Raw genomic sequence first — 22783 nt, 5'->3', positions numbered from 1 at the left:
GGTAACGCCTCTGCCGAGCATGGCTCGGCACTACAGGTGACGCTTTTGCCGAGCATGGCTCGGCACTACACCCCCTCCCTTTGCCGCAGGCACGGGGAGGGTTGGGGAGGGGTCGTTCTTGCCCCTTGCCGAGCATGGCTCGGCACTACACCCCCTCCCTTTGCCGCAGGCAAGGGGAGGGTTGGGGAGGGGTCGCTCTTGCCTCTTGCCGAGCATGGCTCGGCACTACCGAGGGGCATTACCGGTAACGCCTCTGCCGAGCATGGCTCGGCACTACACCCCCTCCCTTTGCCGCAGGCAAGGGGAGGGTTGGGGAGGGGTCGTTCTTGCCCCTTGCCGAGCATGGCTCGGCACTACCTCACAGCGTTTTGTTCAACGTATACGTGCCATGCACCGCTGCTTCGGCCAGCACGTGGCCGTGCATCGCGCGGTAGACATCGGCGGCGGTGAACGCCCCGTCCACCGGCAGGCGCTCCACATCCAACGCGAACAAGCGGAAGAAATAGCGGTGCAGGCGTTCGTCGTTGAACGGCGGGTACGGACCGTCATAGCCGTAGTAGGTGCCAGCCATCTGCGCGTTGCCGGCAAACCAGCCGGTGTAATCGTTGATGCCCTGGCGTGCGCCAGCCGGGCCGGCTGGCTGCGTCTTGCCGTGCGCGGTGAAGCCGTCGCTGCAGCTGCCGGCTGCGATTTCGCGCAGCTCGGCCGGCACATCGACCATCACCCAATGCACGAAGTCGCCGCGCGGCTGGTCCAGCGGAATGCTGACGTCGTCGCGGCCGACCAGCTCGGCCACGGTCGGCACGTCCGGGTCCACGCACACCAGCGCGAACGAACGCGTGCCGGCCGGCACATCGCGCCAGCCCAGCTGCGGGTTGCGGTTGCCGGCAAAACCGTTCGCATCGCCGGCAGCAAACTCGGCCGGCAGCGGCTGCCCGTTCTGAAAACTCTGACTGTCCAGTTTCATGCTTGCTCCTTGATCAGGCTTCGGGATAGCCCAGGCGCACCGCGACCGGGGTCAGCAGCGCGAATTCCGCCGCAAGCACCTGCGCGTACTTGCGCCAATGGCCCGCCTCGATCGTACCTTGGCCAAGGCTGCGCACCGGCGGGAAGCGCAGGCCGAAGGCCTGCTCCAGCAATGCACCCATCGCTGCCGGGTCGTTCACCGCATCGTCGGTGCGCAGGATCAGGTGGGTATACAGATCCTTCTCGTGCAGCAGCGCTACCTGCGCCAGCGCACGCGCCAGCCACTGCGCGGCCTCGTTGGACGAAGTGACCGCCAGCGGTGCCGGCGCACCCAGCGCCAGCCACTCCACCAGCATGTCGCGCGGATCACGCAGGGCAATGACCAGGCGGCCTTCCGGCAGCTGCGGGCGCAGCGCCCACAACAAGGCGTTGTCCCACCACAGCAGCCAGTCGATGACGTTGCCGTCTTCGATGCCGCGTGCCGGCAACGCGTCGCGCCACTGCTGCACCAGCTGTTCCGGGGTCAACGCATCGGTGGCCAGGCGCTGCAGGGTCAGGAAGTTCTGGAAGGCATCGTTCGGCGGGGTCGGCCCGAAACGGTCACCGCGCAGCACGCGGCTGCCGGCGGCCATCACCGTTGCCACCCGCTCCACGCCCGAACCCGGCGCGCCCCACAGGAACATCGGCCGCAGCGGATTGTCGCCGGCCACCTCGCCCATCGGCGGCCACTCGGCCGGCGCGCGCGCCTGCTGCGGCAGCGGCAGGCGGTTGGGCGCCATTTCCTCATGCATCTGCAGCCAGGTCGCAACGGCACCGGCGTGATCGCCGGCGCGGTCCTGGGTTGCACCCAGCCAGCTGCGCACACCCAAGCGCGCCTGCTCCGGTGCGTTGTCGACCAGCCGCTGCACATGCGCGATGGCGGCAGCCGGCTCGCGCTGCAGCAGGGCTTCGACAATGCGCTGCTCGCCGCTGACCCGGCCCGGCTCCAGCGCGATGATGTGATGGGCAACGGCTTCGGCTTCTTCGGCCTGGTCGTTCATGTCATGCAGGCTCATGCGCGCTTCCAGCGCCGGCAGATGCTCGGGCATGGCGGCCAGCCAGCGCTCGACCACGTCGACGGCTTCCTCGCTGGCCACCGGCGCCACGGCCAGGCGGGCCAGCCACAGATCGTGATGCTGGGTATGCAGCTGCACGGCGGCTTCCAGCTCACTGCGTGCTTCCTCGTCGCGGCCCAGGCGCTGCCAGGCCATCAGCAGCATCTGCAGGGTGGCGCGGTCGCCCGGCACCTGCTGCAGCAGCGGGCGCAGGTGTTCCAGCGCCTGCAGCGGCTGGTCCGAGGCCAGTTCCAGTTCACCTGCGAGGCGGCGCATACCCGGGTTGTCACCCTGCGGCGTGGCCAATACTTCGCGCATCATTTCTGCCGCACGGTCCAGGTGCCCCTGGCGCAGTGCCAGTTGCACCACCAACCCGCGCAGCGCGTGGTTGCCCGGGTTCAGTTCGATCACCCGGCGGAACGCCTGTTCGGCGAAGGCCAGCATGTCCTTGCCCAGATAGGCGAAGCCCAACGCGTACAACACGCGGACGTCGCCCGGCAGCTTGGCACTGGCCGCTGACAGAATCGCCAGCGCGCGGTCGGCGTCGCCACGGCGCAGTGCCACCATGCCTTCAATCGCGCCCAGCTCCGGGCTGTCCGGCTCGACGCGGGCGGCCATGCGGCCCAGGCGATCAGCCTCGTCGATGTCATCGCGGCCCAGCGCCAGATGCGCCTGCATCAGGTAGGCGGAAAATTCGTTGGGATTGAGCGTGGTGCTGCGGTCCAGCGCCTGCCCGGCGGCGTCGATGCGACGCTGCGCCAGCAGCAGGCCGGCGTGCTGCAGGTGCAGGGCCGCGTCATCCGGGGCCAGCCCCAGCGCGATATCCAGACTGGCCTGGGCCGGTTCCAGCTGCCCCTGCTGCTGCAGCGCCAACGCCAGCCAGCGGTGGGCCTGGGCCTGTTGCGGTTCCGCGCCAACCCACGCCTGGGACAGGCTCACGGCCTCGTCGGTGGCGTTGCGGCGCAGGGCTTCAATGATCTTGTCTTGCATGGCGGTCCAGCGTTAGCGCAAACCCGCATTGTAGCGGCCCCGGCCGGGACCGCTGGGTTCAGCCGACGGCGGCGGCCAGATGCTGGGCCACCCAACGCTCGGAGAAGCCGTCGCCACGCAGGTTCTCGATGAAGCCGCAGTGCCCGCCCCAGCGCGCGATCTCCAGGTGGGCATTGGCCGGTAGGTGCCAGTGGTCGAAGGTGGTGAACGGGATCACCGGGTCATCGGCCGCCATCAGGATGTCGGCCGGCACCTGCAGTGCGGCCAGCTTGTTGCCGGCGATGGAGTAACCGTCGAAGTACTCCTGCAGCGAACCGAACTCGGTGTGGTGGTCGACCAGCCAGCCGGTCAGCGCGCGGATATCCAGCTTCAATACGCTGTCATCCCAATCGGCCAGCTCCGGGAACAGCGCGCGCTTGCGGCGCAGGGAGCCGGTCCATTTACGCCGGAAGTACCAGTCGTACATCGCCGGGCCACGCTCGATGCTGTCCATGGTGATGCCCGGATCCAATACCGGGCACACCGACGCCACGTGCAGCAGCGGCACCCCGGCGGCAGGCGCGTGCAGGGCCAGCCGCAGGACGAAATTACCGCCCAGCGAATAACCCGCAGCCACCATCGGCAGGCCGGCGAAACGCTGCGCCACATCGGCGGCGGCGTTGACCACTTCATCGATCCGGCAGGAATGGAAGATGCCCGGATTGAGGTGATGGGTATTGCCGTGATCACGGAAATTCAGCCGCACCACCTCGAAGCCCTGCTCCAGCAGGCGCGCGGCGGTCATCCGCATATAGCTGGATTCGGCACTGCCTTCCCAGCCATGCAGCAGCAACGCCAGCGCCTTGGGTGGCGCGCCCGGCAGCCGGCTGTGCCAGGCCTGCAGGCGTACGCCGTCGCCGCCATCGAGCATCAATTCCTGGGTGAGTGCACCGCTGCCGGCCAACAGCTGCTTGCCGCGCCGCAGCCGCACCCGGCTCGATGCCAGCATCGACTGCAGGTGCGGATTGCGCAGCCAGCGCGGGGGCTGGTAATTGCAGGCGCTCAGCATGACCGACCCGGTTGGCGTTGACTGCCCACCACAGTGTTGGCCGTGATATGCACCTTACGGCCCTTCCATCACCGCCACGATGCGCGCGCGCGAGGTCTCGGCGATACGCCGGCGGCCTTCCAGATCCTGCACGGCCAGCGGCTCCAGGAAATGCACCTCGCCACGCCGTACCGGCTCGCCGAGCAGACGCAGGAAATTGCCGAAGAAGCTTTCGCCCGGCGCGAACGCCACCGTGGTCTGCGCGTCACCGCGCACGCCATAGCGCAGCGCGATCGGCTGCACCGGCACACCGGCCTCCACCGCGGCCTGGAAGATGCGCGCATGGAACGGGCCGACTTCATGGCCGCCACGGGTGCGCCCTTCCGGGAACACCGCTACCGGCCGCTGCTCCTGCAGGCGCTTGACCATCTCTTCCATCACCCCGCCCAGCGACTCGGTATTGCCGCGCTGGTGGAAGATGGTGTGGCCGCGGCTGGCCACCCAGCCAACCACCGGCCAACCGGCGATCTCGCGCTTGGCCACAAAGCCGACCATTTTCTGGCTGTGGATCACGCAGATATCCACCCAGCCCACATGGTTGGCCACGAACAGCACCGCACCGGGCAGGGGCTGGCCGTAGCGCTGCAGGCGGAAGCCGAATATCCACATCAAACCACCCGACCACCAGCGCACCACCCGCTCTTCCAGCGGGTTGTTGGCGGGGCCCATACGCCCCAACGGCTGCGTCATCAGCAGCAGGATCAGCGGCAGAAACAGGACAAGATGAACCAGCAGCAGCGGGGCGCGGTACAAGTAACGGAACACGCGGGCCACACCGCCCTGCCGGGCGGGACGGGGGGAAGTCATCCGCGCACGATACCGGATGCGGTCCAGCTTCCGCCAGCATCGCCGCCGCCACGGCCAGTATTCCCCCCGCGCATCGAAAAGGTGCGCCGTGCCACACTACGGGCAGGAAGTACCGGCAGGCCAGTCCATCAGGGGTATGCCGGCAGCTTTCCCGGCATGAAGTGTGTACAACAACACTATCGTTCAGGGGAGCGGCATGATGGACCGGCAGCTGCTGTCATCGACAGAGGACATGCTGCAGTTGTTTTCTGCGGCCTTGGAGCAGATCGGCAACGGCGTCATCCTGTTCGATGACACCAACACCATTTTGTACGTCAACCATGCCATGGAGCACATCTCCGGGTGGTCACGTGCCGAGCTGCAGGGCAGGAACCTGGGCACGCTGGCGCCGGCCAGCATGCGCGAGCGCTACAACACCCGCCTGTATCCGGGCGCCAGCAACCGCGTGCAGGAGCTGGCCGCCGATCCGCATGACATCCAGCTGATCCGCAAGGACGACGTTGCCTGCTGGATCAGCGTCACCTTGTCGCATATCACCGACAATGGCCGCAGCATCCACCTGGCGCTGGTCAACGATGTCACCGCCAGGCGGCTGGCGCAGGCACGCGAACGCTTGTTGTCGCTGGGCTTCGATGAGACCCAGAGCGCGGTGCTGATCACCGATGCCGAAGGCCGCATCGTGCATTTGAACAAGGGCTTCCGGCGCCTGTTCGGCTTTCTCGACAGCGAGGCGATGGGCCAGTACGTGCCGGCGCTGCTGGCCCCGGACAGCTATTCGACCGAGCAGATCTCCGCCTACATCGCGCGCCTGGTCGCCGGCCAGCCGATCCGCGCCGACGAGCGGCTCTACCGCAAGAACGGGCAACCGCTGTGGTGCTCGGTCAGCACCAACCCCATCTTCGACGACTACGGCACCCTGGTGAACCTGGTCATCGTGCTGATGGACATCACCCGCACCAAGGTGCACGAAGTCCTGCAGCACAAGATGCTCGATGCGATGGTGCGCGAAGTGCCCACCGCCGAGGTGATGCAGATGATGTGCCTGGAGGTGGAGAAGATCGCCCCGCAGGTGCTGTGCTCGGTGCTGCGGGTCGAGGACGGGCGCCTGCGCCACTTGGCCGGGCCCAGCCTGCCCGAGGCCTACATCCGGCTGGTGGACGGCGTGCCGGTGGGGCCCAAGACCGGCACCTGCGGCACCGCCGCCTACAGCGGCCAGACCGTGCTCAGCCGCGACATCGCCACCGACCCCAACTGGGAAGGCCTCAGCCACCTGGCCCTGCAGCATGGCCTGGCCGCCTGCTGGTCGACGCCGATCAAGGCCAACGACGGCCGTGTGCTCGGCACCTTCGCCTTCTACTGCCGCCAGCCGTACGACCCTGACGAGTTCCACTACCGCCTGGTCGAGGTGATCGTGCACCTGTGCGCGCTGGCGCTGGAGCGCGAGGAAGCGCGCAACCGGATCCGCCGGCTGGCGTTCTACGACGATCTCACCGGCCTGCCCAACCGCAGCCTGCTGCATGCCCAGGCCGACCAGGCGATCACCGCCGCCAGCCATCAAGGGCAGACATTGGCGGTGATGTTCATCGATCTGGATCGCTTCAAGCAGATCAACGATTCCTTCGGCCACCCCGGCGGCGATGAACTGCTGCGCACGGTGGCGCGGCGCCTGCAGGAAGAAACCGGGCCGATGGATATCGTCGGCCGGCTTTCCGGCGACGAGTTCGTGGTGATCCTCAACCGCTGCGATATGCCCGCCGCCAGCGAACGCAGCGAACGCATCCTGCGCACGCTGGGGCTGCCCTTGCCGCTGGGCGACATGGAGATCCGTCCGTCGGCCAGCATCGGCATCAGCATTTTCCCGCACGATGGTGGCGAGATGGATTCGCTGCTGCACCATGCCGACGTCGCCATGTACCAGGCCAAGCACAACGGCCGCAACCGGGTGCGCTTCTACAGCAGCGAGATGGACGAATGCGCGCAGGAACGCATGGCGCTGGAAGCGGCGCTGCGCGAGGCCCTGGAACAGGGCCAGCTGCAGCTGCATTACCAGCCGCAGATCGATATCCAAAGCGGCCGCCTGCACAGCGTGGAGGCGCTGGCGCGCTGGCAGCATCCGCGCCTGGGCAGTGTGCCGCCGATACGCTTCATTCCCCTTGCCGAAGAAGCCGGCCTGATCGGTGACCTCGGCCAGTGGGCGCTGCGCGAGGCCTGCCGGCAGCTGGCAGGTTGGCGTCGCGACGGCCTGCAGGTGCCATCGGTGTCGGTGAACCTGTCGCCGACCAATTTCCACAGCGCCGTGCTACCGGACTGCATCAGCCAGATCCTGGAACAGGAAGCGCTATGCGCCAGCGACCTGATCCTGGAGATCACCGAGGACGTACTGCTCGACGGCGACCCGATCACCCTGCAGACCCTGCACCAGGTGCATGCGCTCGGCGTGCGGCTGTCGATGGATGATTTCGGTACCGGCTATTCCAGCCTCAGCTATCTGCGCCAGCTGCCGATCAGCGAACTCAAGCTGGACCGCAGCTTCGTGCGCGGCATCGAGGGCGACAAGGTCGCCAGCGCACTGACCCAGGCCATCGCCCATATCGGCCAGAGCCTGCAGTTGAAAGTGGTAGCCGAAGGCGTCGAGAGCCTGGAGCAGTTACGTCTGCTGGGCGCGCAGGGTTACCAGATAGCGCAGGGGTTTCATTTCACCCCGGCCTTGCCAGCGCCGGCATTGGCGCAATGGGTGCGCGAGCATCTGCCGCTGGCGGTGCCGGTTTAGCTTGCTGGAGCAAGCGCAGGAGCAAGTGCCAACCCCTCCCCGGCCCTCCCCTTGCCTGCGGCAAAGGGAGGGAGCAAAGCAGAAGCAAGTGCCAACCCCTCCCCGACCCCGGGTCGCTGAACTCCAGTTCCTAGCCCCTGGCCACAACCGCCAACGTAAGCCGCGAAATGCACACCGGCTTGCCGGCCTCGTCCTCGATGCGGATTTCCCATACCTGGGTGGTGCGGCCCACGTGCAGCGCGCGGGCCGTCCCCGTCACCACGCCGCTGCGTGCAGCACGCAGGTGGTTGGCATTGATCTCCAGCCCGACGCAGACCTGCTGGGTGGGGTCCACGCACAGGTTGCCGGCACTGCTGCCCAGCGTCTCGGCCAACACCACCGAGGCGCCGCCGTGCAGCAGGCCGTAAGGCTGCTTGGTGCGCTCATCTACCGGCATCGTTGCCTGCAGCCAGTCATCGCCGGCGGCGGTGAAGACAATGCCCAGATGGTCGATCAGCGTGTTGCGGCTCATGGCGTTGACCAACTGCAGGTCAACCGGCGCGCGGAATACTTGGCTCATTGTTTTACCTGTTGGGGGAACAAGGACAGTTACAGGATCGGTACCAGGCCGGCGCCAAACGCGGTCAGCATGCGCACCAGCACCCACTTCGGGCCGACATCCACTTCCGGGAAGTCGCCGACCGCGGTGTAACAGGTGTGGAAACGCGGGTCCTGCCGGCGCAGCGGTTGCGGGCACTCCGGGCCAGGCACGAAGGCGTAGTCGGTGGCGTAGCGCCACGGCCAGAAATCCAATACCGGCAGCGCTTCGGAGGCCTTGCCGAGGCTGTAGTTCAGCCCCGCCAGTACCGGCGGTTTCTCGCGCGGCGCCACTACCCAGGAGTTGTCCGGGTGCACATCGCGCAGGATGCTCTGCGCCAGCTGCTCGGCAAACACCGGGTCTTCGATGATCACCGCGCCTTCAGTGTTGTAGTTCTCGCTGCGCGGATCGAAGTTGTGGGTGCCGATCACGCCGATACGGCGGTCCACCACCAGCGACTTGGCATGCAGGCCCATGCGCGCGCCACGGCGGGTGACCGGCAGCGGCCGGTTGACCGCGCGCGTGCCCAGGAACGAAGGCCGGGTTTCGGTACGCAGTACATCGCGCTCGACTTCACTGCCATCGGCGCTGAGCCGGCGCCCGGAGCCGCTGCCGCGCACATTGCTGCCGGCCGCACTGCCGCCGATAAGCCGGTTGCGTGACGACGACCCCGATGCCGGCTCACCATCCAGCGGTGCGGGCAGCAACTGCGCGTAGTTGATCGGCGCATCCAGCGGGAACGGCTTGTATTCGTAGATGTTGAAGCCCAGCTCGCGCAGGTTGCGGCGTTTGTACTTGTAGGACAGCGCATAGACGATGGGGTTGTCGGTCGCCGCCAGGCTGTTGGTCGACACCACCACGCGCGGCGGTGTCTCACGCTGGCGCAGGGTCTTGAACAACGCCTGCGCAGGCTTGGACAACACCAGATACGGCGTCTGCAGCAGTACTTCGGTCTGCGCCTGCGAAATCAACGCGTCCAACCGCGGCTCGGTCAGATGCTGGCCGTTGAGCGGCTGCGCCTCGCGCTCGCGGCGATGCTTGCGCGGCAGGTCGGCCACATAGCTGACCGAGCGCACCGGCAAGGCGGTATCGACGAAGGCGTCTTCAATGAACTGTGGATCGGAGGCTTCTGCATTCACCCGTTCAATCCGTTCCGGGCGCCGGAACGCGGCCTGCGGCATGGCCGGCACGCCGCCGTTCAACAGGGTTTTGCCGACATCGTTGAGGCGTTCGGCCGGTACGCTGCGGCGTGCGTCCCAGAACGCCTGGAAGTTGGCCGCCATTTCGCGCGCCTCCGGCCCGGCCACCACCACGTCACGATCGCGGAAGTTGTATTCCTTGTCCCAGTCGTAATAGTCGTCCTGGTAGTTGCGGCCGCCGACCACGCCGATCACATCGTCGATCACCAGCAGCTTGTTGTGCATGCGCTGGTTGAAGCGGCGGAAGCAGCACAGCACGCTGCCGGCATAGTCGAAGTAATTGAGCTTGGCCTTGCCGAACGCCGGGTTGTAGACGCGCAACTCGAAGTTGGCGTGGGCCCCGGACAGGGCGCCGAGCATCTGCACGTCGGAGATGGCCGAGAGCTGGTCGATCAGCACCCGCACCTTGACCCCGCGCCGGGCTGCAGCCAGCAGTTCATCGATCACCATCCGCGCACTGTCGTCGGTGTCGAAGATATAGGTCTGCAGGTCGACGCTGCGGGTGGCGCTGCGGATCAGGTTGAGCCGGGCCACCAACGACAGCTCACCCTCGTCGAGGATGGTGGCGTAATGGCGCGGCACCTGCGCGGTGGACTCGGCGATGGCCTTGCCACCCAAAGCGCGCAGCGGCGAATCCAATGCGCAGCGATCGGGCTGGTCGCAATCGACCACGGTGGAGCGCGCCGCTATCGCGATGCCTTCGGCACGCTCGCGCTGCTGATTGGACAGCGAGGCACAACCGCTGGCCAGCAAGGCCGCCAGCATCAGGAGAAGACGGATAACAGGTTTCACGTTTTGGGGGCGCCAACCAGGCGTGTACGCAGTACGAATATCACTCGATCACTCAAGGCCATCTGCCAGCTATCCATGCCATAACGGCCGCGCAGGATGGTACCGCGGCTGACGAGGTCGCAATCATAGCCGGGCCGGGCGCATTCAGGTTTTGCCAGGCGCATCACTTCGGGCCGGCTGATGCCGCGGATCGACAACCGCCCCTGTACATCGCCGCCGGTTTCGGTCAACCGCGGGTCATAGGGATCGGAATCGAACTCCACCACCGGGTAGCGCGCCGCATCAAAGAAGTCCTCGCCACGGATCCAGCCGGTGTAGCGCGGCCGGTCAGGGATCTCCACATATTCGCTGTACATGCGCAGCCGCACCTGGTGGCGGCCGTCGGGCAACACCGTGATCCAGCCTTCGAAGCGCGGAAAGACGCCCTCAACCTTCTGCCCGAAGCGGGTCCGTATTTCAAAACCAAACCGGGAATGCGCCGTGTCGAAATGCAATGGCTCGACCGCAAGGGCCGAGCCAGCAAGCATCAACAGAATCAGCAGCAGCCCAAACCGCGCCGCCGCCATGGACTCAGGGCCACCAGAATGCGGTCAACTTGGCGATGCCGGGTTCGATCGCCGCCTCCATCGGCAATGACAACACCGCCACCGATGCCGGCGGCATGCCGCGGTAGTCGCCGGTCTGGCCGCTGTGCATCAACGCCACCAGTTGTTCCAGCCCGGGGTTATGGCCCACCACCAGCACGCGTTCCACTTCGTTGTGCTCGTCCAGCAGGGCCGCCAGGGTGCCGGGCGCGGCATCGTAGATGCGTTCTTCCAGGCGCTGCTCGACGTAGCCGGTACGCTCCAGCACCGCCTCCAGCGTTTCCCGGCTACGCCGCGCTGGCGAGCACAGCACCCGGTCCGGGACCAGTTTGTTTTCATGTAACCAACGGCCGGCAGCCTCGGCCTCGGCCAGGCCATGCGGTGAGAGGGGGCGGTCGATATCGGCTTGGCCATCGGCCGCCGGTTCGGCATGGGCATGTCGCAGCAGGATCAATTCACGCATGGTCGGGTAGTACTCCTGTCAGACCTTGTTCAACCACTTGAGCAGCGGCTCCCAGTCTTGCTGGTGCTCGCGTACCTGTGCAGAGTGATAGTCGAACAGGCTGCGCCCGAGCCCGACCATCACCACATAACTCTGGCTGTCGCGCAGCTGCGCGACCACCTCATACGGCCAATCGGCCAGCATCTGCCGGGCCTGTTGCGAAGTTTGTGTCCATGGCTTGGTGCGGTTGAGCACCAACCCTACCGGCACCGCCCGCGAATGGATGCGCTTGATCTTGGCCAGGCTGTTGAGGAAGCCGACGATGGCTTCGATATCCAGCGCCGAGGGCAATACCGGCACCACCACCGCGTCGGCGGTATCGATGAAGCGCTCCAGATCCTCGCCATAGGCACCGGCCGGGGCATCGATGATGACCTGCTCGGCGCCGTCGGGGATGAGCTTCTCCCAGTTCTTCTTGCGGTGTACGTCCACCGGCAGCACCGCGCTCTCCAGACTGGAGCGGCGTTGCGCCCAGCGGGTGCTGGAACCCTGCGGGTCGGCATCGGCGATCACCGTTGCCTTGCCGGCCAAGGCCGAGTGTGCGGCCAGATGGGTGGCGATGGTGGTCTTGCCGACGCCACCTTTGGAGCCGGCTACCAGGATCGTCTTCATGCACGCCTCGTTTTCGCGGGACTTGCCCGCAGCGTACACCGGCCCGCGTTACCAAAGGTAGTCACCCGGTGAGGAAGCCGCCCCGGCAAGCCCCCTGGCTTGCTATCGTGTCGCCCCCGGCATTGGAACCACCATGAGCGAGCTGCAGGACCTGACCGCACTGATCCGCGCCAACACCCCGCTGATCGTCATCGAAACCCAGGACGAGACCCGCATCGTGGGCCTGTTCCGCGAGGCGTTGATGCATGTGTGGCGCTCCCTGTACCGCTGGTCCATCACCGAGGGCCTGCGCCGCATAGACATGGACCGCGAGGACGAGGCGGTGGGCCCGCCCGATGCCAGCGCGGCACTGCGGATGATCCAGGAGGCCGACCAGCGCGGCATCTACCTGCTGCTCGATTTCCACCCCTACCTGGGCTATGCCAGCCACCAGCGGCTGCTGCGCGACATCATCCAGCGCCGCCACAGCCAGCCACACGTGGTGGTGCTGGTGGGCACCAAGGTCGAGCTGCCAGCCGAACTGGAAGCCCTGGCGACCCGCTTCAACCCCCGCCTGCCCGATGCCAACGCGCTGCTGAAGATGCTGCGCGAGGAGGCGGCCAGCTACGCCCAGGAGAACGGCGGGCGGCGCGTGGAGGTGGACCAGGAGGCCGTGCAGCAGATCCTGCGCAACCTGCGCGGGCTGAGCATGACCGACGCCCGCCGCATCGCCCGCCAGCTGATCTATGCCGATGGCGCCCTGCAGGCCGACGACCTGCCGCAGCTGGCCAAGCTCAAGTTCGAGCTGCTCAACCGCAGCGGCCACCTGCATTACGAATACGACTCGGCCCGTTTCAGCGACGTGGCAGGCGCCCGCCGGCTCAAGCGCTGGATCGAGCAGCGCCGCGCGGTGTTTGTCTCCGGCAACGCCCCGCCCGGGCTGGACCCGCCCAAGGGCATGCTGCTGCTGGGCGTGCAGGGCTGCGGTAAATCCATGCTGGCCAAGGCCACCGCCGCCGGCTTCGGCGTACCGCTGCTGCGGCTGGATTTCGGCACCCTCTACAACAAGTACCACGGCGAGACCGAGAAGAACCTGCGCGACGCGCTGGCCTCGGCCGAGCAGTTGGCGCCCTGCGTGCTGTGGATAGACGAGGTCGAGAAAGGCCTGGCCAGCGGCGGCGAGGACGGTGGCGTGTCGCGCCGCGTACTCGGTTACCTGCTGACCTGGATGGCCGAACGCAAGGCGCCGGTGTTCATCGTCGCCACCGCCAACCAGGTGCAGGAGCTGCCGGCCGAACTGCTGCGCAAGGGCCGCTTCGACGAAATCTTCTTCGTCGACCTGCCCTCGCCCGACACCCGCGTCGAACTGCTGCACCTGCACCTGGCCCGCCGCCAGCTGCAACCGGACCTGTTCGCACTGCCGGCGCTGGCAGCGGCCAGCGATGGCTTCTCCGGCGCCGAGATCGAACAGGCCGTGGTCGCCGGCCTGTACGCCGCCCACGCCGAGCAGAAGCCACTGGACACCGAACTGCTGATGGCCGAGATCCGCAACACCCGGCCATTGTCGGTATTGATGGCCGAACAGGTGCGGTCGCTACGCGACTGGGCGCACGAGCGCACCGTACCGGCGGATTGAGGCCGGGCCAAAAAACGCCAGCACTCGTCTCCGTCGCCACGCGAAAGCGAGAAACCAAGCAGTAGTGCCGAGCCATGCTCGGCAGAGGCCCTACTCACAATGCCCTGCCCGTAGCCCGGGTAAGCGCTGCGCAACCGGGAGCAAGCGTTCCTCCAGCCTACAACGCAGTTCGCGGTCCACTCGCACCATTCCGTCAGCTACAGATCTTCGCGAGCCTGCGGTGCCGAACGGAACCGGCTTGCCGGGGGCACTGCGCTTGCCCAGGCTACGGTAGAGCTACGGCTATTGATACGACCTGGCTCCCTTGGTTTGCCTGTCACGTTGCATCGACATACTGAGAGAGCCGCTCATGCATTCACGCGTCGTAGTCCCTGGATGGCTTCCATCCTTTGGGCGGCTGCTCGGGCGAACCACTGCGTTGCAGCAGCCGACGTGCCGCCTCCCACTCTCCAACCTCCATCATCCACAACCAGTACTCGGAAGCCTTTACCGGGAACTTGGACGACTTCGCGGGCGAAGCACGGTCCCCGAGTTGCTCCAGAACCCAGAGAACTTGCCCGCGCTTCGTCTCCCAGGCATTGCGTTCCGCATCACTCCGGGCGTAGACCAGCACCCTTGAGTGCGAGAAGAGAACTTCCGCGATGGAACGAGCCTCTGTCATCGCCAGCAATATCTCCCGGCACTTTTCGAACATCCGGGCGACCACCTCCCCACTCTTGGGGCACTCGTCATCCAGCTGGTGCCAGAAGTAGGTGTAAGGCATTGCGTTCACCAACCCCCAGGCCATTGCAGCATTTGCCAATGGCGCAAGATCGGCTTCGATATCGGTTTCGGCGAGCATCCCTTCCGAAAGCGCCGATAGCGGACTCACCGCTTCAACTCCATTCATGGCGCGAGTCAGAAGCATCATATCGTGCGTCGAATCGTCCACATATCGCGTCGCCGCCATAAAGCGATCAAATGCCTCCTCGGCACCGCGTGTGTCCTCGGAGAACGTAGCGTGGCGCCACAGGTACAGTTGCACCAACATGTCGTCGGCAGACAGCGTCTTCGCAGTAAGGATTGCAGGCGCCACTTCGCAACCGGGCTTGTCATCGCCAAGACAGAGCAGCAGCGCAATTTTTGCGAGCCGAGCATCCCTGGCACCCTCGATGGCAGCACGCTTGATCCACCGCGATGCCTGCCGATCCCTTTCTCCGCCTTGGTCTGTTCCGGCAGCGCCGCTACCGGAGAACAGCAGCCAGTACCCGGCAGCCAGCAGATCCTTCGGATCACCGCTGGCAGCCAGCGCATTGGCGCGTGCATCGATCACTTGCGAATTGACCCGCATATCGCGCGGAACCGTCGGTTGCGCCATCGCACAGGCCGTTGCTGCCATCAAGCCCAAGCCCACCACCATCAACCATGATTTACGCATTCTGTCTTCCTTGTTATGGAACATCCCAGTTCATATACCCACTCAAACCACCCAGCCCAGCACCCACAGCCAGGTCGGCAACGTCACCAACGACGGCACATTGCCATAACCCACCATCGCCGCTGCCAATCGCGACGCCAGCCAGTGTGAGATGACCCGCTCGGGGGCGATCATCGTTGGCATGGCAGAACCTTATCGCTCTCTGCCGTGCTTCCTGCTGCTCGACATGGGCACCCTTGCAGCACGCTTCGCGCTTTGAGCTCAATGGCTGGGTGGAATCGGTGGCGGCTCCCAACTCACCGGCGGCAGCACCGGCTCACCCCGTTGTTGCAGCAATCTGCGCATTGCCGCGATCTCGCCCACTTCCCCAAACCACCGCATATAGACCTGTGGTTCGACGGTCGATGCTTTCTGTGCAGGGTCATTGTTGTTTAAGAACTGTGTGCTCTGAGACAGCAACCAATCCAGCTCCCGTGCGCGCTCGGCCAACTGCCTGGCTTCCTCAGGGGTCGGCCCCATCCGTGCCAGTCGCTGCAGACCTGCCTTGGCCAACAACATCGAACCGCTGTCCGCCATCGTCATCAGCAGGTTTCGGCACTGCTCGCGCCGGGGGATGTCAGAAGCGCCGTCCGGGCAGATCGCAAAAGCGGCTTTCAACTCCGGCTGCCACATGCCCAGCGCAATACTGAAGAGCGTTGCCACCCGCTCATGTTCGGCATACCAGCCATTGTTGGCCTGCTCCCATTGCGCCGCCTGCCGTGGTTGGACCAAAGGCCAAACCATGCCAGCGGTCGCCTCGTCCAACAGCCTTATGATCACGCGCAGCTTGTCGTCGTAACGCGGCGCATTCAAGGCGCGTTGCTTCGACTCTTCAGCACCGGCCTGATCGCCACGTTGCTGCCCCCAGCGCATCAACAACAACTGCGCATCCGCACCCGCGTCGGCCTGCAACGTCCTTGCCGCTGCTTCTACCGCACAATCCCCGCCATCAAGACAACGACGAATGGCTGTGGCAGCGATCAGCGGCGCATCGCTTCCCTTGGCAATGGCTTCCAACAACCAGACCTGGGCATCGGGTTCTGCCCTGAGTTGCCCGCTCTTCAAGTCAAGCGACATCGGTGCCAGGCCGGCGGCTACATACAACTTCAGCGGTTCACCCGTGCTTGCCAGCTTGCGCGCCTGTTCCATCCGCGCCTGATTCTGTGCCTGCACCTGTATCAGCAGTTCTTCAGGAGCAGTGCCATCCAGATCGCCCGAAGATGACTGTGCGTTCGCCGTGGTGGCCATCGCCAACAACAGCATCAACCACATTCCTTGTTCGCGCACAGCCATCTCCTTTCATCTGCGTACAACGACGCCCACTCAAACCACCCGATCCAACACCCACACCCAGGCCGGCAAGGTGATCAGCGACAACACAATGCCATAACCCACCATCGCGGCCGCCAACCGTGGCGCCAGACGGTGCGAGATGGCCAGCGCGGCGGCGGTGATCATTGTCGGCATCGCGGTTTCCAGCACATTGACCCGCAGCATCTCGCCCTGCAGCCCAAACGCCCATGACAGCGGCAGCGCAACCGCCGGCAGCACCACCAGCTTCAGCAGCAGGCCGATACCCAGCGGGGCCAGTTCAGCGCGCGACAGCCGCAGTTGGATGGTAAGGCCAACCGCCAGCATCACCAGGGGCAGCATCGCGTCGGACACATTCTTCAGTGCGCCGGCAATCCAGCTGGGCGGTGTTGCCGGCATCACCAGCAAGGCGAATATCAGTGCCCATAGCGGTGGGAAACGCGCGATGCGCAGCAGGATCTGGCCGGTGCTGGGCGGGGTGTCGCCGCTGTAACGTGCAAGCACGTACAGGCCGAAGGTGGACAGCATCACGAAAGTGCCGAACTGGTCGTAGACCACCGCATACGGCAGGGCATGGTCGCCCAGCAGCGCGCGAACCATCGGGTAGCCGATGAAGCTGGAATTGCACAGCGCCACGCACAGCAACAGCACCGCATGCACCTGCCGCTCGAAGCCGAACACGCGCGTGGCCAGGCTTACCAGGGCCAGCGTCAACAGCATCAGCAGCCACGGTGTGAGCATGATGCCCAGCAGTGACACATCCAGCTGCAGGCGCGGCACATAGGTCAGCACCGCCGCCGGCAGGCAGATGTACAGCACCACCTTGTTGAGCACGTCGGCAGCGTTGTCCGGGAACACCCGGAAACGTGCGAATACCATGCCCAGGGCGAGCATGGCCAGAATCAGTGCGAATGCGTCGAATGCCATGGTGCAAGCTTGCGCCGCGCTGCCCCGCAGGGGAAATCAGCGCCGGCTCAAAACCTCCTGTCACCGTACCCGCATGTGCTGCGGGTACGGCATTGCAGCCCCGGCCTTACGGCCATGCCGGCGGATTGGCCGCCCATGCCTGCTGCACCTGGGCCAGCTGGGTGCGTTCGGCATCGGTCCACAGCGGCAACAGCTGCGGATAGGCCGTTGTCGCGGCCCATTGCCCCGGCTCGGTGCGCACGGCGGCCGCATACCAGGCTACGGCTTCGTCCTTGCGGTCCAGGTTCCACAGTGCAAGCGCCAACGTTGGCGGCAGCCATGACGGGAAGCCGCGCGTACCCTCGGCAACCCTGACCCAGTGATTCAGGGCGTCCTGGGCATCGCCACGGCGATACAGGTCCCAACCATGGTTCCAGCGCAGGCCACGGGCCTGTACGGAGTTGTCAGCGACCGAGGCCAAGGCTTCCTGGTACAGCTTGGCACCAAGCTCATCGCGACCATCACGGTAGGCGATGCTGGCCAACTGGGCTGTGGCTTCCACGCCCTTGCGGCCACGCTCGCGCAGCTTCATCAGCTGATCCACCGCATCTGCCTGTTCAGGCGACACCGCGTGGATGGGCTTTGCCGCCACATCCTCGTCGAAATAGAACTCGTTGATCTTCGGCAGGCTCTGCGCCTGTGCATTCGAAACAAGCAGACTCGCCAGCACCAACGCGCCAGCGGCCATGCGCTTTGTAACCCCCATCACTGCAACCCCCATAAAACAGTTATCCCCCACCCGGCCCCGATCCTAACCCCTCCCGGCGCTACGCGCGACATGGTTACAGGGTGATGAAAGCCCCGCTGCTACAATCCGCGGCTGCCACCGGCCCCGCCGGCTGGCATCTGCCAGCCGTTTCCGCAATGGGCCAGCCATGACCAGTACCGCCGAACTTACCTCGCCTGCTTCCGCCAACGACCCGCTGATCGGCGTGCGTGATTCCGATTACACACTGGAGCACAAGTACACGCGTACCGATGGCCGCATCTACCTGAGCGGTGTGCAGGCGCTGGTGCGCCTGCCTTTGATGCAGCAGCAGCGCGATGCCGCCGCCGGCCTGAATACCGGCGGCTTCATCAGCGGCTACCGTGGCTCGCCGCTGGGCGGCTTCGACCTGGAGCTGTGGCGCGCGCGCAAGCACCTGGAAGCGGCCAAGGTGAAGTTCATCCCCGGCCTCAACGAGGACCTGGGCGCCACCATGGTCTGGGGCACGCAGCAGACCAACCTGTTCCCCGGTGCCAACGTCGATGGCGTGTATGGCATGTGGTACGGCAAGGGCCCGGGCGTGGACCGCTGCGGTGACGTGTTCAAGCACGCCAATGCCGCCGGCACCTCGAAGCACGGTGGCGTGCTGGCGCTGGCCGCCGACGACCATGCCTGCCGCAGCTCCACCCTGCCCCACGGCAGCGAAGAGGAGTTCGTCAGCGCGATGATGCCGGTGCTGAACCCGGCCGGCGTGCAGGACATCCTCGACATGGGCCTGGTCGGTTGGGCGATGAGCCGATACACCGGCCGCTGGATCGGCTTCAAGACCATTGCCGAGACGGTGGAGTCCTCGGCGTCGGTGGACGTGAACCCGTTCGCCCGCCAGATCATCCTGCCGGAAGATTTTGAGATGCCAGCCACCGGCCTCAACATCCGCTGGCCGGACCCGCCGCTGGAACAGGAAATGCGCCTGCACCGTTATGCGGTGAAGGCCGCGCAGGCGTTTGCACGCGCCAACGGCATCGACAAGGTGGTGATGGATTCGCCGCGCGCGCGGCTGGGCATCGTCACCACCGGCAAGAGCTACCTGGACGTGCTGCAGGCGCTGGAATACCTGGGCCTGGACGAAAAGGCCTGCGCCGAGATTGGCATCCGCGTCTACAAGGTAGGCATGACCTGGCCGCTGGAACCGCAGGGCATCGGTGAATTCTCCCGCGGCTTGGAAGACATCGTCGTGGTGGAGGAAAAGAAAGCCTTCATCGAGCGGCAGATGAAGGAATACTTCTACAACTGGCCGGCCAACTGGGGTGCACGCCCGTCCATCGTCGGCAAGTACGACGAGCAGGGCGAGTGGATCCTGCCGTCCACCGGCGAGCTGACCCCGGCGACGATTGCCGGGGTGATCGGCCGCCGCATCCAGCGTTTCTTCAACACCGAATCCATCGAAGAACGCCTGCGCTGGATGGATGTTAAAGAAGCCGAGATGGCCCTGCCGCGCGCGCAGTTCCCGCGCGTGCCGCATTACTGTTCCGGCTGCCCGCACAACACCTCCACCAAGGTGCCGGAAGGCTCGCGTGCGCTGGCCGGCATCGGCTGCCACTACATGGTGACGTGGATGGACCGCGATACCGACACCTTCACCCACATGGGTGGCGAAGGCGTCACCTGGGCTGGGCAGGCTGCGTTCACCGCTACCGAGCATGTGTTCCAGAACCTCGGCGACGGCACCTATTTCCACAGCGGCTCGCTGGCGATCCGCCAGGCCATCGCCGCTGGCGTCAACATCACCTACAAGATCCTCTACAACGATGCGGTGGCGATGACCGGCGGCCAGCCGGTGGACGGCACCCTGACCGTGCCGCAGATCGCGCACCAGATGCGTTCGGAAGGCGTGTACACCATCGTGCTGCTGTCCGACGACATCCAGAAGTGGAAGTCGCGCCGCCACGAGTTCCCGTCCGATGTGGAGTTCCACGACCGCGCCGAACTCGACAGCGTGCAGCAGCACCTGCGCACGGTGAAGGGCACCAGCATCCTGATCTACGAACAGACCTGCGCCACCGAGAAGCGCCGCCGCCGCAAGCGCGGCAAGATCGTCGACCCGGCCAAGCGCACCATGATCAACTCGCTGGTCTGCGAGGGCTGCGGTGACTGCGGCGAGAAGAGCTTCTGCGTGTCGGTGCTGCCGAAGGAAACCGAGTTCGGGCGCAAGCGCGATATCGACCAGTCCAACTGCAACAAGGATTTCTCCTGCACCACCGGCTTCTGCCCGAGCTTCGTCACCGTGCACGGCGGCCAGCTGCGCAAAGGCAGCAAGAGCAGCGCCGCCAGCCTGCTCGACAACCTGCCGGCGCCCACCTTCCGCACTGATTTCGCGCAGCCCTGGAACATTCTGATCACCGGCGTCGGCGGTACCGGCGTGGTGACCATCGGCGCGCTGCTCGGCATGGCCGGCCACCTCGAAGGCAAGGGCGCAAGCGTGCTCGACCAGACCGGTCTGGCGCAGAAGGGCGGCGCGGTCACCACCCATATCCGCATCGCCAACAGCCCGGCTGACATCCACGCGGTGCGCATCGCCGCCGGCGAAGCCGACCTGGTGCTGGGCTGCGACATGGTGGTGGTCAACGACTACTGGGCGCTGTCCAAGGTGCGCGGCGAGCGCTCGCAGGTGGTGTTGAACACCTACGAAGCGATGCCCGGCACTTTCACCACGCATCCGGACATGCAGTTCCCGGCCGCCGACATCATTGCCGGCGTGAAGCTGGCCTTGGGCGGGCGCGACCCGATCCTGCTCGACGCCACCCAGCTGGCCACTGCCCTGCTCGGCGATGCGATTGCCTCCAACCTGTTCATCCTCGGCTTCGCCTGGCAGCAGGGCCTGGTGCCGCTGTCGTTGGAATCGCTGATGCGCGCGGTGGAGCTCAACGGCGCCGCCGTGACCATGAACCAGACCGCGTTCGCCTGGGGCCGCCTGGCCGCGATCGATTCGCAGGCCGTGCAGCAGGCCGCCGGCCTGGTCCACAACGCGCCAACCGATGCCGAGCGCAAGCCGCATGCACTGCGCGAACTGCCGCCCGGCGAGTGGGAAGGCAGCGAAGCCGGCGCACCGTCGGCGCCGCGCAACCCCGGCAACGAGCCGGACGTACGCGGCTTGCCGGCCGCAAGCCGCATCAGCGGTGAAGCCGCGTTCGCCTCACTGGACGACGCACATCTGTCGCGTTCGCTGGACGAACTGATCGCCCGCCGCAGCAGCTTCCTCACCGACTACCAGGACGCCGCCTACGCCAACCGCTACCGCACGCTGATCGATGCGGTGCGCAGCGCCGAGCAGCAGGCCATCCCCGGCAGCACCGCATTGAGCGAAGCCGCCGCACGCTACTTCTTCAAGCTGATGGCTTACAAGGACGAATACGAAGTGGCCCGCCTGTACACCAGCGGCGACTTCATCAAGCGCGTGAGCGAGCAGTTCGAAGGCGACTACCAAGTGCGTTTCCACCTGGCACCGCCACTGTTCGCCAAGCGCGACGAACAGGGCCAGCTGCAGAAGAAGGAATACGGCCCGTGGATGTTCAAGGCCTTCGGCCTGCTGGCCAAGCTCAAGGGCCTGCGCGGCGGCCGCTTCGACGTATTCGGTTACACCGAAGAACGCCGTGGCGAGCGCCAGCTGATCAGTGACTACGAGAAGACCCTGCAGGAGCTGATCAGCGGGTTGGATGCGCGTCGTCTGGCACTGGCGGTGGATATCGCCAGCATTCCCGAGCACATCCGCGGCTACGGCCACGTCAAGGAAGCGCACCTGCACGAAGCCAAGGCACGCGAAGCGACCTTGCTGGCAACGTGGCGCAACCCGAAGGCGCTGCATATCGTGCAGATGGCCTGAGCAGGCAACGGATATGTTGCTTATGCGCAATGCAACCTATGGGTTGCATTGCGCGGTCTGAGCTTCAGCGACGGCGTTGAAGCTGCAGGTTGTTTCTGAGCTGAAATTGCTTCAGCGGATCTCGAAATCCATAGGTACCAGAGATGGCCGCGCTTGCGCGCCAAGCTGTGCCGGAGACCATTGATTCGATATCCGCCAATGGCCTGTAACGGACATTCAATTCTGGAATTAAGCCGCGCCACAAAGCCGCGCCGACTTGCATGAACTGCTAGGTGTCATTTTACGAGAGGTGGACTCTCGCGATGTTTGAGCGCATCGAACTGGGGTACGGCGTGGGCCGCACCTAGACCGTAGTGCTGGTGGAACGTGGACTCTGCCACTAAGGAAAAGATCTGTGGCTCGTAGCTCCTAGTGATCCCCCATCCCGAGCATGGATCTCTCGAATCGAGCCTTCCGATTTGTACAAACGTGTCACCAACGCTCTGATCACCTTTCCAGACACTTACCACTTGCCAGATTGCCGTCTGTTGATATCGAGCGTTGGTGGGCAGTCGCTCAATTTCTTCTGGACTAGGTGACATCGCGAGCGGGCGAGCAAGAAATACTGAACCATAGTTTTTGAAAATCTCCTCCGGGCTATCGGGAGAGAGCGCGCAAGCTTGCGCAGCGCCCGATAGCGTCAGCAACACGGTCGCAGTCAGAGAAACGATAAATTTCGGCATGGCACCCAACTGCCTAGTAGACGGACCCGTGGGTCCGGTTATACGACTCACCCACAAAACACAGCATGGCGGGCTTTCCCTTGATGCAGCTTGATCTTAGGCCGGCAGGGTTCGGCTAACAAGTCAGCGGATAGCCGGACCCAGCGG

The 22783-nt window shown here is 65.3% G+C and carries 16 protein-coding genes and 1 pseudogene; 3 read left to right on the top strand and 14 right to left on the bottom strand.

All coding sequences use genetic code 11. From position 1 onward, the window contains the following. Positions 1-358 precede the first annotated feature (358 nt). From ACVOKO_RS14280 to ACVOKO_RS14265, 4 genes are read right to left on the bottom strand one after another with little or no spacing between them, the layout of a single operon-like run. Positions 359-967: a YbhB/YbcL family Raf kinase inhibitor-like protein gene (locus tag ACVOKO_RS14280; RefSeq protein WP_346499567.1), complete on the bottom strand. Its 609-nt coding sequence runs from the start codon at positions 965-967 to the stop codon at positions 359-361. Between the two features lie 13 nt (positions 968-980). Further along, positions 981-3050: a tetratricopeptide repeat protein gene (locus tag ACVOKO_RS14275; RefSeq protein ID WP_346499566.1), complete on the bottom strand. Its 2070-nt coding sequence runs from the start codon at positions 3048-3050 to the stop codon at positions 981-983. A gap of 58 nt (positions 3051-3108) precedes the next feature. Beyond that, positions 3109-4095, bottom strand: coding sequence for a YheT family hydrolase (locus tag ACVOKO_RS14270; RefSeq protein ID WP_346499569.1), 987 nt, complete (start codon positions 4093-4095; stop codon positions 3109-3111). A gap of 57 nt (positions 4096-4152) precedes the next feature. Then, a complete protein-coding gene (locus tag ACVOKO_RS14265; protein WP_346499565.1) occupies positions 4153-4944 on the bottom strand; it encodes a lysophospholipid acyltransferase family protein in 792 nt (263 codons plus the stop codon). Between the two features lie 199 nt (positions 4945-5143). Between ACVOKO_RS14265 and ACVOKO_RS14260 the strand changes: the two genes are divergently transcribed. Then, positions 5144-7714 carry an EAL domain-containing protein gene (locus ACVOKO_RS14260; protein WP_346499564.1) on the top strand — a complete coding sequence of 857 codons (2571 nt, stop codon included), beginning with the start codon at positions 5144-5146 and terminating at the stop codon, positions 7712-7714. Between the two features lie 130 nt (positions 7715-7844). Here ACVOKO_RS14260 and ACVOKO_RS14255 read toward each other — a convergent pair whose 3' ends face one another. The 5 genes from ACVOKO_RS14255 to ACVOKO_RS14235 are packed head-to-tail and all read right to left on the bottom strand — an operon-like array spanning position 7845 to position 11980. After that, positions 7845-8273: a hotdog fold thioesterase gene (locus tag ACVOKO_RS14255; RefSeq protein WP_346499563.1), complete on the bottom strand. Its 429-nt coding sequence runs from the start codon at positions 8271-8273 to the stop codon at positions 7845-7847. 29 nt (positions 8274-8302) lie between these two features. Then, positions 8303-10255 (bottom strand): phospholipase D family protein, encoded by a 1953-nt coding sequence (locus tag ACVOKO_RS14250; RefSeq protein WP_430980789.1) that lies wholly within the window; start codon positions 10253-10255, stop codon positions 8303-8305. Positions 10256-10278: 23 nt separating this feature from the next. Continuing rightward, positions 10279-10848, bottom strand: coding sequence for a YceI family protein (locus tag ACVOKO_RS14245; protein WP_430980786.1), 570 nt, complete (start codon positions 10846-10848; stop codon positions 10279-10281). Between the two features lie 4 nt (positions 10849-10852). Next, a complete protein-coding gene (locus ACVOKO_RS14240; protein WP_346499561.1) occupies positions 10853-11329 on the bottom strand; it encodes a SixA phosphatase family protein in 477 nt (158 codons plus the stop codon). 18 nt (positions 11330-11347) lie between these two features. Beyond that, positions 11348-11980: a nucleotide-binding protein gene (locus ACVOKO_RS14235; RefSeq protein ID WP_346499560.1), complete on the bottom strand. Its 633-nt coding sequence runs from the start codon at positions 11978-11980 to the stop codon at positions 11348-11350. Positions 11981-12113: 133 nt separating this feature from the next. Between ACVOKO_RS14235 and ACVOKO_RS14230 the strand changes: the two genes are divergently transcribed. Next, positions 12114-13595, top strand: a complete 1482-nt coding sequence (locus ACVOKO_RS14230; RefSeq protein WP_346499559.1) for an AAA family ATPase — start codon at positions 12114-12116, stop codon at positions 13593-13595. Between the two features lie 355 nt (positions 13596-13950). Here the strand turns inward: ACVOKO_RS14230 and ACVOKO_RS14225 are convergent, their stop codons facing one another. The 5 genes and pseudogenes from ACVOKO_RS14225 to ACVOKO_RS14205 all read right to left on the bottom strand — a co-directional run bounded on the left by ACVOKO_RS14225 (position 13951) and on the right by ACVOKO_RS14205 (position 18016). Then, positions 13951-15036: a hypothetical protein gene (locus ACVOKO_RS14225; protein WP_346499558.1), complete on the bottom strand. Its 1086-nt coding sequence runs from the start codon at positions 15034-15036 to the stop codon at positions 13951-13953. Between the two features lie 18 nt (positions 15037-15054). After that, positions 15055-15201, bottom strand: a pseudogene (locus tag ACVOKO_RS14220) (AEC family transporter); the annotation flags it as partial. A 72-nt stretch (positions 15202-15273) separates the two neighbouring features. Beyond that, positions 15274-16344, bottom strand: coding sequence for a hypothetical protein (locus tag ACVOKO_RS14215; protein ID WP_346499557.1), 1071 nt, complete (start codon positions 16342-16344; stop codon positions 15274-15276). 30 nt (positions 16345-16374) lie between these two features. After that, positions 16375-17289, bottom strand: a complete 915-nt coding sequence (locus ACVOKO_RS14210) for an AEC family transporter (RefSeq protein WP_346499556.1) — start codon at positions 17287-17289, stop codon at positions 16375-16377. Positions 17290-17395: 106 nt separating this feature from the next. Then, entirely contained in the window at positions 17396-18016 is a 621-nt protein-coding gene (locus ACVOKO_RS14205) for a tetratricopeptide repeat protein (RefSeq protein ID WP_430980788.1), read from the bottom strand. 187 nt (positions 18017-18203) lie between these two features. On the opposite strand from ACVOKO_RS14205, the gene ACVOKO_RS14200 reads away from it, so the two are divergent. Further along, positions 18204-21914, top strand: coding sequence for an indolepyruvate ferredoxin oxidoreductase family protein (locus ACVOKO_RS14200; protein WP_346499554.1), 3711 nt, complete (start codon positions 18204-18206; stop codon positions 21912-21914). The last annotated feature ends 869 nt before the right edge of the window (positions 21915-22783 follow it).

The sequence above is a fragment of the Stenotrophomonas sp. STEN240 genome, assembly GCF_056756175.1.
The sequence above is the reverse complement of the archived record's forward strand: the minus strand, read 5'-3'. Positions and strand labels throughout refer to the sequence as shown.